Origin of the sequence: Sphingomonas sp. PP-CE-3G-477, from assembly GCF_003050745.1 — a bacterium.
In the GTDB taxonomy this organism is placed as follows: domain Bacteria; phylum Pseudomonadota; class Alphaproteobacteria; order Sphingomonadales; family Sphingomonadaceae; genus Sphingomonas.
The window spans coordinates 152,472-167,233 of record NZ_QAOF01000007.1 but is presented as its reverse complement, the minus strand read 5'-3'; the positions used below and the strand labels follow the sequence as shown (position 1 = coordinate 167,233).

Below are 14,762 nucleotides of genomic sequence, written 5' to 3'. Positions count from 1 at the left end.
CCGGAAAAGTTCAAACGGCCAAGTTTAGACTGTAGCCTTGTCCGCCATCGAGCAGTCATGGCCGCTCCCCGTCTCGACCTGCAACGTCGCGTGGCCGATGCCGAATTTATCATGGAGCATCGTCCTGGCGTCGCTGAGGAACCGGTCGCCGGGATGGCCGGCGGGCATCACCAGGTGCGCGGTGAGGACGGGTTCGGTGGTGCTCATCGGCCAGATGTGGAGATCGTGGATCTCGGTGACGCCGGGCAGGCTGCACAACGCCTCGTCGACATGGTCGAACTCGATCCCGCGGGGGACGGCGGACAGCGACATCTCGACGGTCTCGCGGAGCAGGCCCCAGGTCTGCCAGAAGATCAGGACGGCGATGACGATGCTGACGGCCGGATCGATCCAGGTGAGGCCGGTGCGCCAGATCACGAAACCGGCGATCACCACGCCTGCCGACACCAGCGCGTCGGCGGCCATGTGGAGGTACGCGCCACGGATATTGACGTCGGCCTTGCGCCCACGTGCGAACATCCACGCGGTGAACGCGTTGACGGCGATGCCGATGCCCGCGACCATCGACACGGTCAGGCCGGCGGTCGGGGCGGGATCGGAGAAGCGCTGCGACGCCTCCAGCACGATCGCGCCGAGTGCGACCAGCAGCAGCAGCGCGTTGGCCAGCGCGGCGAGGATCGTCGAGCCCTTCAGCCCGTAGGTGTAGCGCTTGGTCGGTGCCGTGCGCGCGAGCATCGTGCCGCCCCAGGCGACGACGAGGCCGAGCACGTCGCACAGATTGTGGCCAGCGTCGGCGAGCAGCGCGACCGAGTCGATGCGCAGGCCGACGATCGCCTCGACGACGACGAACACGATGTTGAGACCGATGCCGATCGCGAACGCCCGGTCGAACGAGGCCGGGGCGTGGCTATGGCCGCCGTGCGAGTGGCCGTGGCCTCCTCCGTGGCTATGCGAGTGACCATGCGAATGGTCATGTCCGTGATGATGTCCGCCCAAAGCCCGCGCTCCGCTAAATCCGGCCGCCGCCTAGCATCGACGTATCGTGAGATACTAGGACGCGACGGAGCGAATTTCCCGCCACATTCGTCACCATAAATCCCGTCACCCCGGCGGAGGCCGGGCCCACCGGCCCGCACACTCAATTCTCTCGAATGTGCGGAGCAGTGGATGCCAGAACGAGTCCGGCATGACGGGGGCTGTACATCGTTGGAGGGCTAGCCCTCGTTCGCCAACGCCTTCAACCGGTACAGCGCGTCCAGCGCATCCCGCGGGCTCATCGCGTCGATATCCAGTTTCGCCAGATCCTCGCGCAGCACGTCGCACGCCGCCTCCTCGACCTGAGCCGCCGCCGCAAACAACGGCAGGTCGTCCAGCCCCGCCGCGAGCCCCCCCGTCCTCGCACGCCCAGCCTCGAGTTTCGCCAGCACGGCTTTCGCACGCGCCACCGTCACCGGCGACATCCCCGCCAGCCGCGCGACCGCGAGCCCGTAACTCCGATCCGCCGGGCCGTCAGCGAGTTCGTGGAGCAGCACCAGCTCCCCCTTCCACTCGCGCGCGCGGACGTGATGCAGCGACAGCGCCTCGCACCGCTCCGCCAACCGCGTCAGCTCGTGATAATGCGTCGCGAACAGGCAGCGGCAGCGATTGTCCTCGTGGATCGCCTCGACCACCGCCCACGCGATCGCGAGCCCGTCATAGGTCGACGTGCCGCGCCCGACCTCGTCGAGGATCACGAACGACCGCGGCGTCGCCTGCGCGAGGATCGCCGCGGTCTCGACCATCTCGACCATGAACGTCGACCGCCCGCGCGCGAGGTTGTCCGACGCACCGACGCGACTGAACAGGCGGTCGACCAGACCCAGGGTCGCTTTGGTCGCGGGCACGTACGACCCCGCCTGTGCGAGCACCGCGATCAGCGCGTTCTGGCGGAGGAAGGTCGATTTACCGCCCATGTTCGGGCCGGTGACGAGCCACAGCCGCGAGCTTTCCGACAGATTGCAGTCGTTGGCGACGAACCGGTCACCCGACTTGGCGACGGCTGCCTCGACCACCGGATGCCGCCCGCCCTCGATCTCGAAGCAGGCGTGATCGACCAGCGAAGGCCGCGCCCAGGCGCCTTCCGCCGCGCGTTCCGCCAGCCCGGCCGCGACGTCGAGCCGCGCGAGCGCATCGGCCGTCGCCGCGATCGCCTCGCGCCCCGCCAGAGCCTGCGCCGTCAGTTCTTCCAGATGCGCCGCCTCTGCCGCCAGTGCATGCGCGCCGGCCTGCGAAACCTTCGCCGCGACCTCGTGCAGGGCAGGGGTGTTGAACCGCACCACGCCAGCGAGAGTCTGGCGATGCGTGAAGCCGCTCTCGGGCTTCATCAACGGATCCGCGGCCCGCGCTGGCACTTCGACATGATAGCCGAGCACGCCGTTGTGGCGGATTTTCAGCGCGGTGACGCCGGTCGCGGTGCGGAACTCCGCTTCCAGCGCGGCAATCGCCCGCCGCCCGCCAGCCCCCGCGTCACGCAGATCGTCGAGCGCCGCGTCATAGCCCGCCGCGATATACCCGCCGTCCGACGCCTCGATCGGTGGCGACGGCACCAGCGCGCGCTTGAACAGGTCGATCAGCGCGCCGTGTCCGCGCAACCTCGGCGCGATGTCGCGTAACAGCACGGGCGGATCGACGATCGCGTCCATCCGCTCGCCGAGGCTCCACGCCCCGTCGAGTCCGTCGCGCAACTGTCCCAGATCGCGTGGGCCGCCACGCCCTGCCGCCAGCCGCCCGAGCGCGCGGCCGATGTCCGGCAAAGCGCGCAACGTCGAGCGCAACCGCTCGCGCGCCGCCTGGTCGTCATGGAATAGCCGCACCAGATCGAGTCGGGCGTCGATCGCCGCCTTGTCCATCAACGGCGCGCCGAGATCCGCGCCGAGCAACCGCGCGCCCGCCCCCGTCACGGTCCGGTCGACCGCGTCCAGCAGGCTGCCTTTACGTACGCCGCCGGTGGTGCAGGTCAGCTCGAGGCTCTCGCGCGTGGCGGCGTCGATCGCCATCGTCTCCGCCGCGCGGCCGATCCGCGGGGGGCGGAGGAAGGGCATCGTGCCCTTCGCATTATGCTCCAGATACGCGACCAGGCCTCCGGCTGCGGCGAGCCCCGCGCGGCCGAATTGCCCGAACCCGTCGAGCGTCGCCACGCCGTACAATCGCTTGAGCCGCGCCTCGCCCGCGCCGCTGTCGAAATCGATTTTCGGCCGCAGCGTGGTCGCTGCCTCCTCGAACGCGCTCGCCTCCGATGCCACGACCTCGGCCGCGCCAAGCCGCGCGAGTTCCGCCTCGACCGCGTCGCCCGCAACCTCGACGATCTCGAACCGCCCCGTCGAAACGTCCGCCGCGGCAATGGCGACAAACCCACCAGCCTCGCCGATCGCCACGCACCAATTGTCCGACCGCGCGTCTAGCAAAGCCTCCTCGGTCAGCGTCCCCGCCGTTACCACGCGGACGATGGCGCGAGCGACGAGCGCCTTCGATCCGCCGCGCGCCTTGGCTTTCGCCGGGCTCTCGACCTGCTCGGCGATCGCGACGCGGTGGCCGGCCTTGATCAGGCGTTGCAGATACACCGTCGCCGCATGCACGGGCACGCCGCACATCGGGATCGGCTTGCCCTCATGCTCGCCGCGCGCGGTCAGCGCGATGTCGAGCACCCCCGCCGCGATCCGCGCATCGTCCATGAACAGTTCGAAGAAATCGCCCATCCGGTAGAACAACAAGCAATCCTGCGCCTCCGCCTTCAGGCCGAGATACTGCGTCATCATGGGGGTAGGGGCGGGGTGCGACATCGGCGTCGATCTAGCGGGAGTTTGCGAGTTCGTCATGCCGGACGTGGCGGTTCCCGCACAAACGTCGTCATTCCCGCGGAGGCGGGAACCCATATTGGCGAACCTTTGAGGTTATGGATCCCCGCCTGCGCGGGGATGACGGGGTCTACCCGCTAGGTCGAAGTGTCCGGGGTGACGAACGGCGACCACCTGCCTAGAAGGTCCTCCAAACCTAACGACCGCGCGAGGCCCGCCCATGTCCGACGAAACGCTGCAATTCTCCGAACGCGAAGCCTTGCTCTTCCATTCGGAAGGTCGCCCGGGGAAGATCGAGATCATCGCGTCGAAGCCGATGGCGACGCAGCGCGATCTGGCCCTTGCCTATTCGCCCGGCGTCGCGGTGCCGGTGCAGGCGATCTACGACGATCCTGCCACCGTCTACGATTACACCGCGAAGGGAAACCTCGTCGCGGTCATCTCGAACGGCACCGCGATTCTCGGCATGGGCAATCTCGGCCCGCTCGCCTCCAAGCCGGTGATGGAAGGCAAGGCCGTCCTCTTCAAGCGCTTCGCCGACGTCGACGCGATCGACATCGAGCTGAAGACCGAGGACGTGAACCGCTTCATCGACGCGGTCGAGCTGATGGAGCCGACGTTCGGCGGCATCAACCTCGAGGACATCAAGGCGCCCGAATGCTTCATCATCGAGCAGGCCCTGCGCGAGCGGATGAACATCCCCGTCTTCCATGACGACCAGCACGGCACCGCGATCATCACCGCCGCCGGCCTGATCAACGCGTGTCTGCTGACCGGGCGGAAGCTCTCCGAGGTCAAGATCGTCGTCAACGGCGCCGGCGCGGCGGCGATCGCCTGCACCGAACTCGTCAAGGCGATGGGCGTGCGGGGCGATAACGTCATCCTCTGCGACCGCAAGGGCGTGATCTACCAGGGCCGCGACGGCGTCGACCAGTGGAAGTCCGCCCACGCCGCGGTCACCGAGACGCGCACGCTTACCGAGGCACTGGTCGGTGCCGACGTGTTCTTGGGGCTCTCCGCGGCAGGCTCGCTGACGCCGGAGATGGTCAAGGACATGGCCCCTGCGCCGATCATCTTCGCGATGGCCAACCCCGAGCCCGAAATCCGCCCCGAACTGGCGATGGCCGCGCGGCCCGATGCGATCGTCGCGACCGGGCGCTCGGATTATCCGAACCAGGTTAACAACGTGCTTGGTTTCCCGTTCATCTTCCGCGGTGCGCTCGACGTCCGCGCCACGGGCATCAATGACGCGATGAAGATCGCCGCCGCCAACGCGATCGCCGAACTCGCCCGCGAACGCGTGCCGGAGGAAGTCGCCGCGGCGTACGGCGTCAGCCACAGCTTCGGCCCGGCCTACATCATCCCCGCGCCGTTCGATCCGCGGCTGATGGAAGTCGTCCCCGTCGCGGTCGCCAAGGCGGCGATGGCCTCGGGCGTCGCGACCAAGCCGATCCTGGACATCGAAGCGTACCGCCATTCACTCCGCGCACGCCTCAACCCAACTACCTCGGTCCTGTCGATGGCCTATGAAGGCGCGCGCGCGCATCCCAAGCGCGTGATCTTCGCGGAGGGCGAGGAAGAAGTCGTCCTCCGCGCCGCGATCGCCTTCAAGGAAGGGGGATATGGCACGCCCGTCCTGGTCGGCCGCGACGACGTACCCGACCGCTTGCGCGCGCTCGGCGTTACCGATCCCGAGAGCTTCGAACTCCACAACAGCCGCGTCTCGCCGCTCGTCCCCCGGATGGTCGACTTCCTGTATTCGCGGCTCCAGCGTCGCGGTTACCTGCGCCGCGATTGCGAGCGGATGGTCAACCAGGACCGCAACATCTTCGGCGCGCTGCTGCTCCAGCTCGGCGAAGGCGACGCGATGATCACCGGCATCACGCGGACGTACGGCGAGACGATGCGCCAGATCTACCGCGTGATCGATCCGGCTGCGGGGAAGACGCCGTTCGGTATCCATCTGCTGGTCGGGCAGAGCCATACGGTCTTCATCGCCGACACCACGGTGAACGAGCGCCCGACCGCCGAGCAACTCGCCGACTTTGCCGAGCAGACCGCGGCAGTCGCGCGGCGGATGGGGCATGAGCCTCGCGTGGCGTTCCTGAGCTATTCGAACTTCGGCAATCCGAAGGGGGAGTGGCTCGACAATATCCGTGATGCGGTGACGGTGCTCGACGGCCGGAAGGTCGGGTTCGAGTATGAGGGCGAGATGGCGCCGGATGTCGCGCTGAACCCGAAGCAGCTAGCGAACTATCCATTTGCGCGGCTGTCGGGGCCCGCGAACGTGCTGATCATGCCGGGGCTCCAGTCTGCGCATATCTCGGCGAAACTGTTGCGGGAATTGGGTGGGGACTCGGTTATCGGGCCGATGCTGATCGGCATGGAAAAGCCGGTCCAGGTCGCCCCTATGACGTCGACCGCCAGTGAGTTGGTAACCCTGGCCGTCCTCGCAGCAGGCGGAATCGCCCGCTAATCTCCCTCGCCCCTCCGGGGAGAGGGAAGGGGCCCGCGGCGCTTGCCGTGGGAAGGGAGAGGGGCGTGAGGCTCGGGACGGTTCATCCCAACGCCCCTCTCCCTTCCGTCGCAAGTGCTCCTCCCTCCCTCTCCCCGGAGGGGCGAGGGATTGATTCAGGCGTCGATGCTTGTGCCTAGCGACGCATGCACGAGGCCGCCGTCTACCGTGATCGTCTCCCCGATCACGTAATCCCCCGCACGGCTGGCGAGATAGATCGCCGCGCCGGCCATATCTTCATCAACGCCGACCCGTTTCGCCGGAATCCCCTGCGCCACCGCGTCCCCATGATCGCGCGCCGCCTTGTTCATGTCGCTCGCAAACGCCCCCGGCGCGATCGACGTCACGTTGATCGAGTCCGTCACCAGCCGCGCCGCCATCCGCTTCGTCAGGTAGATCAGCGCCGACTTGGATGCGTGATAGCTGTACGTCTCCCACGGGTTCAACCGCTGGCCGTCGATCGACGTGATGTTGATCACCTTCGCAGGCTTCTCGCGCGATCCCGAAGCCTTCAGCGCCGCATGCAAAGCCTGTGTCAGGAAGAACGGCGACTTCACGTTCAGGTCCATGACCTTGTCCCAGCCGACTTCCGAAAACTCCTCGAACGGCACGCCCCACGCCGCCCCCGCATTGTTCACCAGGATATCGAGCTGCGACTCATGCTCGGCGAACTGCGCTGCCAGCGCCTTGCACCCCGCCACCGTCGAGACGTCCTGCGGCAACGCGATGCAGTTCGGCCCGAGTTCCGCCGCCGCCGCTTCGCACACATCGGCTTTCCGCGACGAGATATACACCTTGGCCCCCTGCGCGATGAAGCCCGCGGCGATCATCTTGCCAATCCCGCGGCTGCCGCCGGTGATCAGCGCGACGCGGCCGTCGAGCCGGAACAGGTTGGTCGTATCCATCACGCATCCTCCGAATGTTTGCCCGCTTGGTATCGCCCAGCGCCGCCCGCCGCAAACCCGTTTTTCGAACGAGCGCTCATTGACGACTGCAAAGCCCGTACTATGCTCGCCAAAACTAGGAGAGAGCGTGTGAGGTTTTCAGGCAAGCGGGCCGTCGTGACCGGCGGCGCGTCCGGCATAGGCCGGGCGACCGCGCTCCGACTCGCCGACGAAGGCGCCACCGTGCTGATCGGCGACATCGACGAGACCGGCGGCCACGCGATCGCCGACGCGTCCGGCGGGCGGATCCTGTTCCAGCGTACCGACGTGCTCCAGGCCGGCGATATCGAGGCGCTGATGCAGACCGCCGACGACGCAGGCGGGCTCGGCATCCTGTTCAACAACGCCGGCGCGGGTGGTTCGCGCGACCCGATCGGCGAGATCTCCCCGGAGGACTGGGACCGCACGCAGGCGCTCCTCCTCCGCTCGGTCGCGCTGGGTATCCGCTACGCCGCACCCCTGATGGCCAAACGCGGCGGCGGCGCGATCGTCAACACCTCGTCGGTGTCCGCGCTCGGCACCGGCTACGCGCCGACCGCCTATTCCACCGCCAAGGCCGGCGTCCTCCACCTCACCAAGCAGGCCGCCGCCGATCTCGCGCAGCACAAGATCCGCGTGAACGCGGTCGTCCCCGGCTTCATCGTCACCAACATCTTCACGCGCACGCTCGAAATCGACGCCGCCAAGACGTCGCAGGCGGACGCGATGATCGCGCATATCGCTGCCGACGCACAACCGATCCGCCGCCCCGGCACCAGCGAGGACATCGCCGCCGCGGTCGCGTTCCTCGCCAGCGACGACGCGAGCTTCATCACCGGCACGCACATCCTCGTTGACGGCGGCATGACGATCGGCACGCGGCCAAGCTGGGATCCAGCCCAACCCTCGCTGTTTGCGCTGCTCGACAAACTGAAGTGACGGCACCCGCCCGCCGCCTCTCCAACGGTACGATGGCAAGCTACGGCTTCGGTGCGGTCGCGTACGGGGTGAAGGACGCCGGCTTCGGCACGTTCCTGCTGTTGTTCTATAACCAGGTCGTCGGGCTGCCGTCCGCCACCGTCGGGCTCGTCATCATGATGGCGTTGCTGATCGATGCGTTCGTTGATCCGGCGGTGGGCTTCTTCTCGGATCGCACGCGGACGCGGTGGGGCCGGCGGCACCCGTGGATGTACGCGTCTGCGCTGCCGATCATGGTCGGCTGGCTGCTGCTGTGGAATCCGCCTTCGGTCATGTCCGAGCCGCAGACGCTGATCTGGCTGTTCGCGATGGCGGTGATCGTGCGCAGCGCGGTGAGTTGCTACGAGGTCCCCTCGGTAGCGCTGACGCCCGAACTCACGTCGGGCTACGACGAGCGCACGCGGATCATGGCGTATCGCTATCTGTTCGGCTGGGTCGGCGGGCTGCTGATGCTGTTGTCGGCGTACCAGTATTTCCTCGCGCCGACGGCGGCGTTCCCGAACGGCCTGCTCAACCGCGCTGGTTACGGCGGCTTCGCGCTGGCGGGCGCGGTCTTCATTGGCGTTGCGATCCTCGTCTCTGCGCTCGGCACGCACCACGAGATCAGGCATCTGCCGAACCCGCCGATCGCCAAGCAGACCCTGCGCGAGTCTTTCGCCGAACTCCGCCAGACCGTAAAGAACCGCGCCTTCGCGATCCTGATGGCGGCGGGCGTCTGCGCCTACACGATCCAGGGCATCAGCTATGCAATGTCGAACTACCTCTACACCTATGTCTGGGGCTTCAAGGGTCCGGTGTTCGTCTACCTGACGATCGCGTTGTTCTCCGGCGTGTTCCTCGCGTTCCTCGCCGCGCCCCGGCTCGGGAGGACGGGGAGCAAGCCCAAGGCGGCGATGGGCGCGGTGCTGCTCGGCGCGGCGCTCAACACGTCGCCGTACTGGCTGCGGATGCTCGGGATGTTTCCGGAGGTTGGCGAGTCCTCGCTGCTGCCGATGCTGTTCGGGTTCTTCATCCTCGGCACCGCGTCGAACGTCACCGGGTTCATCCTCGGCGCGTCGATGATGGCCGATGTGGTCGAGGACTCGGAGGCGAAGACGGGGCGGCGGTCCGAAGGCGTGTTCTTCGCGGGCTCGTTCTTCGTCCAGAAATGCACGAGCGGGATCGGGATATTCTTCGCGGGCATGATCCTCGCGGTGGCGGGTTTCCCGGCCAAGGCCACCCCGGGGACCGTGCCGGTTGAGACGATCGATCGGCTGACGTTGATCTACGCCGGCCTTTATATCGTGCTAGCGTGCGTCTCCGCGTTCTTCTTCTCGCGCTTTCCATTCGGTCGCGTCGAGCATGAGGCGCGGTTGGCGCGACTGGCAAAGGCACCGGCGCAATTTCCTCCGTCATCCTGACGAGAGTCAGGATCCAGAGTGAAGGATGGCTGCCCTTCGCGGCTCTGGATCCTGACTTTCGTCAGGATGACGAGGATGATGGAAGGCATTGTGCGAGCCGCCCTTCCAGCAACGAGACCCGCACGGTAGGACCGACGCTTGGCCGTCCCGATATCGAGGAACGGCGACATCGGAGTTCCCATGCGCATCCCCGCACTAGCCACCGCCCTGACGCTCGTCCTCGCATCCCCCGCCGTCGCGCAGACGGTCGCCCCGATCCTCACCACCCCCGACGCGCACGACCCGCATAGCTACGCCCGCCCCGCCGAGGCGCGCGTCACGCACGTCGCGCTCGATCTCGCCGCCGACTTCGACACCCACGTCATCCGCGGCATCGCCACTCTCGACATCCTCGCGGCCCCCGGCGCCAAGCAAATTGTCCTCGACGACAACGGCCTCAAGATCGTCAACATCACCGACGCCGCCGGCAAACCGCTCCCCTACTCGGTTGGCGCGGTCGACAAGATCCACGGCGCGCCGCTGACCGTCACGCTCAACGGGGCCAAGAAAATCCGCATCGCCTACGCCTCGTCGCCCGACGCGAAGGCGCTGCAATGGCTGACCCCTGCGCAGACCGCGGGCAAGAAACAGCCGTTCCTGTTCAGCCAGGGCGAGGCGATCCTCAACCGCAGCTGGATCCCGACGCAGGACTCCCCCGGCATCCGCCAGACCTGGGAGGCCAAGATTGCCGTCCCCAAGCAACTCACCGCGGTGATGAGCGGGCTCGCGACCGGCAAGCCGACCTGCGCTGCCGATCGCTGCACGTTCCAGTACAAGATGGACAGGCCCGTCGCGCCGTATCTGATCGCGCTCGCGGTCGGCGACATCGCGTTCAAGTCGACCGGGCCGCGCACCGGGATCTGGGCCGAGCCCGCGACCCTCCCCAAGGCCGCGTACGAGTTCGGCGAGCTCGAGAAGTTCGTCGCCGCCGCCGAGGGGCTGTACGGCCCGTATCGCTGGGGCCGCTACGACGTGCTGGTCCTGCCGCCGTCGTTCCCGTTCGGCGGCATGGAGAACCCGACGCTCACCTTCGCCACGCCGACCGCGATCGCCGGCGACCGCAGCCTCGTCTCGCTGATCGCGCACGAACTCGCGCACAGCTGGTCGGGCAATCTCGTGACCAACGCGACCTGGGACGATTTCTGGCTCAACGAAGGCTTCACCAGCTATTTCGAGAACCGGATCATGGAGGCGCTCTACGGCAAGCGCCGCGCCGACATGGAGGCCGACCTCGCCTGGACCGACATGCTCGCCGCGGTGAAGGACGCCGGTGGCCCCGCCGCCAAGGACACGCAACTCCACCTCGATCTCGACGCCGCGCGCGATCCCGACGACGGCATGACGCAGATCGCCTACGACAAGGGCGCCGCCTTCCTCCGCACGATCGAGAAACAGGTCGGTCGTGCGCGGTGGGATGCGTATCTGCGCAGCTATTTCGACCGTCACGCCTTCCAGCCGCAGACCAGCGCGGGCTTCCTGACCGACCTCAAGTCGAAGCTGCTGACCCCCGCCGAGGCGAAGACGATCGGCGTCGACACCTGGGTCTACCAACCCGGTATCCCGGCGAACGCAGTCCATGTAACGTCGGCTGCGTTCCCCGCGGTCGATGCTGCGGCCAAGGCATACGCAGCAGGCGGTCCGGTGTCCGCCGTTCCGGGCAATGCAACGACGCAGGAGATCACGCGCTTCATCACGCAGCTTCCGCGGAAACTCCCGGCCGAGCGGCTAAAGACGCTCGACACAGCGTTCGGGTGGAACACCACCGGCAATGCCGAGATCCGCTTCGCCTGGCTGCAACTCGCGCTCGCCAATCACTATGCGCCCGCCGACGCCTCGGCCGAGCAGTTCCTGACCTCGCAGGGTCGGCGTAAATTCGTCGCACCGCTGTTCCAGCAGATGATGGACTCGGGCGACTGGGGCCACAAGCTGGCGATGGAGATCTACGGCAAGGCGCGGCCGGGCTATCACGCGGTCACGCAGGTCACGGTGGACCGCATAACCGGTTGGAAACTCATGAACTGAGCCTGTCTGGACGCCATTTCGGGCGTTGGTCGGCGCGGTAACACGCTTCGTCGGATATGGTTCCCGCACGGGTTCCAATTAAATCGAACCTCCCGTAGCCAGAATGTGACAAACGGGTTTTGGCCGGGGGGTCTCGATGAATTTCAAGGCGTTAGCAGCGCGTTTTGCGCTGGTGGTATCGTGCGGCCTGATGACGGCCACCCCTGCTGCGGCTCAGTTCTGGCAGTGCGTGACGTTCGCTCGCTCGGTGTCGGGCATCGAAATCCGCGGCAACGCCAACACCTGGTGGAGCCAGGCCGAGGGTCGCTACGAGCGTGGCCACACCCCGAAGGCCGGCTCGGTCCTCGCCTTCTCGCCGACCTCGCGGATGCGCGTCGGCCATGTCGCAATGGTCTCGAAGGTCGTCAGCGATCGCGAAGTCCTCCTCACCCACGCCAACTGGTCGCGCCCCGGTGCGATCGAGACCAATGTCCGCGCAGTCGACGTCTCGCCGGCGGGCGACTGGAGCATGGTCAAGGTTTGGTACGGCCCGCAGGGCGACCTCGGCACTTCGGCCTATCCGACCAAGGGTTTCATCTATTCGGGCCACGCGCCTGCTGGCGATACGCTCGACGCGCCTGCGTCTTCGTTCCAGATGGCGAGCGCGACCCACACCGTGTCTGCAACGCAGCGCGCCAACGCTGCGCAGCTTGCCAACATCCAGCATGGCCCAACCGATCCGCGCGGAATCTTCACGCTGGTGAACGAGGCGAACTGAGGTTCGTCTTTGTGAGGTGGCGCAGGGCTCGACCCGCCATCTGCGGCACCGAGTCCCCAACTCGCCAGTCTAGCGTTTCGCTACTGACCGCATTCTGACAATTACGCACTTTAGCTTCGCCAAACTGCACCTCCCCGGCGAAGGCCGGGGCCCAATTGGAAAAGTCGCAGTAACAGAACGCTGCCCTCGATAAGCGGCGTTTCCCAATTGGACCCCGGCCTCCGCCGGGGGGGGCAAAACAAGTCGCCGCTCGGCATACATTCTTGTTCTCCCGCGAAGGCGGGAGCCCAGTCTGGACCCCCGCCTTCGCGGGGGAACACTCTATTTGCTCAGCAGTGTCATGCGTCGAACACGTTCAAATGAAAGCCCTCAAGCAGCCTTGAACGTCAGCGCATCGCCGTTCATGCAATAGCGCTTCCCCGTCGGCTTCGGCCCATCATCGAACACGTGGCCCAGATGCCCGCCGCAGCGCCGACAATGCACCTCGGTTCGCCCCATCCCCATCGTCGAGTCCACCCGCGTCCGCACCGCGTTCGGCAACGGCTGCCAGAAGCTCGGCCACCCCGTCCCGCTCTCGAACTTGGTCTTCGACGAGAAGTTCGGCAACGCACACCCGCCGCACGAGAAGATCCCCGCACGATGCTCGCCGTTGAGCGGGCTCGAATACGGCCGCTCGGTGCCCTCCTTGCGCAGCGTATCATACGCATCCGGCGACAGCTTCTTGCGCCACTGCGCGTCGGTCAGCGTCACCTCGAACCGCTCGGCGGCCTGGGCGGGTTGCGACGTGCATCCCCAGAGCGCGAAGCCGGCGACGCCTGCTCCGGCGAGCGTGAGAAAAGCGCGGCGGTCCTGGGTCATGTTCGTCTCCATGGTTCGGATATAGGTACGTTCGAACCACCCGGTAAGGTTACGCCAAGCCTCAGTATTTGCTGATTTCCACCGGCAGCGTGCGATAGCCGTGGACGAAGCACGCAGCGACCCGCGTCGGTTCGGCGAGCACGTTGATCCGCATCCGGCGGGCGGCCATCTCCTCCAGCAAAATTGCGATCTGCATCTCCGCCAGCCGCGCGCCGACGCAGCGATGGATCCCGTGCCCGAACGCCAGGTGCCGACGCGCATTCGGCCGATCCACCACGATCGCGTCCGCATCGTCGCCGAACACGCTCTCGTCGCGGTTCGCCGAGATGTACCAGAGCGCGAGTTTGTCGCCCGCCTTGATCTGCTGTCCCATCAATTCGGCGTCGGCGGTCGCGGTGCGACGCATGTGCGCGAGCGGCGTCTGCCAGCGCAGGATCTCGCTCACCGCGTTGGGGATCAGCGCCGGATCCGCCTCCAGCTTCGTGCGCGATTCCGGAAACTTGTCGAGGCCGTAGGCGAGCGCGGACATCGAACTGCGCGTCGTGTCGTTGCCGCCGACGATTAGCAGGATGAGATTCCCGATGAACTCGTTGTGATCCATGTGGCTCATCGCGTCCGAATGGATCATCATCGAGATCAGGTCGGGCGTCGGCGCCTTGTCGATCTTCGCGTCCCACAAGCCTTTGAAATACGATCCGCATTCGAACATGTGCACGAGCCGCTGGCCGCGCAGTTCCTCATTCTTCACAATCTCGATATCGCCCGCCCAGTCCGACCACAACGTCAGTTTCCGCCGGTCCGCCCAGGGAAAGTCGAACAGGATCGCCAGCATCTGCGTGGTGAGTTCTATCGCGACGGTATCGACCCAGTCGAACGGCGTGTTCCAAGGCAGGCTGTCGAGCATGTCTGCGGTCCGCCTGCGGATATCGCCCGACATCCGCGTCATCTCGCTCGGGGTAAAGGCGGGTGCGACGGTGCGGCGCTGGCCGGTATGCACGGGCCGGTCGCGCGCGATGAACATCGGCATGCGGACGTCGCGCTCTGGGACGAAATCGGCGATCGTGATTCCGCCCGCCTCGGAGGAGTAGAGATCGGGCAGCGACTCGACCTCGACGATGCCCTTATAGGAAGAGACTGACCAATAAGGGCCGTAGTCGGACTGCTCGACATAGTGGACCGGGGCCTCGGCGCGGAGTTGCGCGAACGGTGCCTGCCAGAGGTCGTCGCGGTAGAGTTCGGCGCGGCTCACGTCGAGCGGATCGGCCGTCTGTTGCACCACGTCTCTTACCAGAGTCGCCATCGTTTCTCTCCCGTGCTTTGCCACAGGAGAGGCTTTGCTGACACTTATGTCAATAGACGCCGTTCTCCTGCGAACGCAGGAGTCCAGGGTAACAAACGCCATCCCTCGCGGTCCTGGGCTCCTGCGTTCGCAGGAGA

Annotated in this window: 10 protein-coding genes; 5 read left to right on the top strand and 5 right to left on the bottom strand. The window is 66.5% G+C overall.

Annotated elements, in window-relative coordinates:
• Positions 1-24: 24 nt before the first annotated feature.
• Together C8J45_RS14500 and mutS are read right to left on the bottom strand one after the other, a co-directional pair.
• Entirely contained in the window at positions 25-996 is a 972-nt protein-coding gene (locus tag C8J45_RS14500) for a cation diffusion facilitator family transporter (RefSeq protein WP_107963838.1), read from the bottom strand.
• A 218-nt stretch (positions 997-1,214) separates the two neighbouring features.
• On the bottom strand, positions 1,215-3,794 hold the full coding sequence (gene mutS, locus C8J45_RS14495) for a DNA mismatch repair protein MutS (RefSeq protein ID WP_107963837.1): 2,580 nt from the start codon (positions 3,792-3,794) through the stop codon (positions 1,215-1,217).
• 259 nt (positions 3,795-4,053) lie between these two features.
• Here mutS and C8J45_RS14490 point away from each other — a divergent pair, with 259 nt between their 5' ends.
• Positions 4,054-6,309 (top strand): NADP-dependent malic enzyme, encoded by a 2,256-nt coding sequence (locus tag C8J45_RS14490; RefSeq protein ID WP_107963836.1) that lies wholly within the window; start codon positions 4,054-4,056, stop codon positions 6,307-6,309.
• 155 nt (positions 6,310-6,464) lie between these two features.
• Here the strand turns inward: C8J45_RS14490 and C8J45_RS14485 are convergent, their stop codons facing one another.
• Positions 6,465-7,253: an SDR family oxidoreductase gene (locus tag C8J45_RS14485; RefSeq protein ID WP_107963835.1), complete on the bottom strand. Its 789-nt coding sequence runs from the start codon at positions 7,251-7,253 to the stop codon at positions 6,465-6,467.
• A 129-nt stretch (positions 7,254-7,382) separates the two neighbouring features.
• Between C8J45_RS14485 and C8J45_RS14480 the strand changes: the two genes are divergently transcribed.
• The 4 genes from C8J45_RS14480 (at position 7,383) to C8J45_RS14465 (ending at position 12,467) form a co-directional block, all read left to right on the top strand.
• A complete protein-coding gene (locus tag C8J45_RS14480; protein ID WP_107963834.1) occupies positions 7,383-8,210 on the top strand; it encodes an SDR family NAD(P)-dependent oxidoreductase in 828 nt (275 codons plus the stop codon).
• The gene (locus C8J45_RS14475) at positions 8,207-9,649 is read left to right on the top strand and encodes an MFS transporter (protein WP_308811352.1); all 1,443 of its coding nucleotides are present in this window, start codon (positions 8,207-8,209) and stop codon (positions 9,647-9,649) included. The genes C8J45_RS14480 and C8J45_RS14475 overlap by 4 nt, the downstream gene beginning before the upstream one ends.
• 180 nt (positions 9,650-9,829) lie before the next feature.
• Complete coding sequence (locus C8J45_RS14470) at positions 9,830-11,710, top strand: M1 family metallopeptidase (RefSeq protein WP_107963833.1); 1,881 nt, start codon at positions 9,830-9,832, stop codon at positions 11,708-11,710.
• A 136-nt stretch (positions 11,711-11,846) separates the two neighbouring features.
• Positions 11,847-12,467: a CHAP domain-containing protein gene (locus C8J45_RS14465; RefSeq protein ID WP_107963832.1), complete on the top strand. Its 621-nt coding sequence runs from the start codon at positions 11,847-11,849 to the stop codon at positions 12,465-12,467.
• A gap of 369 nt (positions 12,468-12,836) precedes the next feature.
• Here C8J45_RS14465 and msrB read toward each other — a convergent pair whose 3' ends face one another.
• Positions 12,837-13,337 carry a peptide-methionine (R)-S-oxide reductase MsrB gene (gene msrB / locus C8J45_RS14460; protein WP_107963831.1) on the bottom strand — a complete coding sequence of 167 codons (501 nt, stop codon included), beginning with the start codon at positions 13,335-13,337 and terminating at the stop codon, positions 12,837-12,839.
• A gap of 49 nt (positions 13,338-13,386) precedes the next feature.
• On the bottom strand, positions 13,387-14,625 hold the full coding sequence (locus tag C8J45_RS14455) for a cytochrome P450 (protein ID WP_107963830.1): 1,239 nt from the start codon (positions 14,623-14,625) through the stop codon (positions 13,387-13,389).
• Positions 14,626-14,762: the final 137 nt, after the last annotated feature.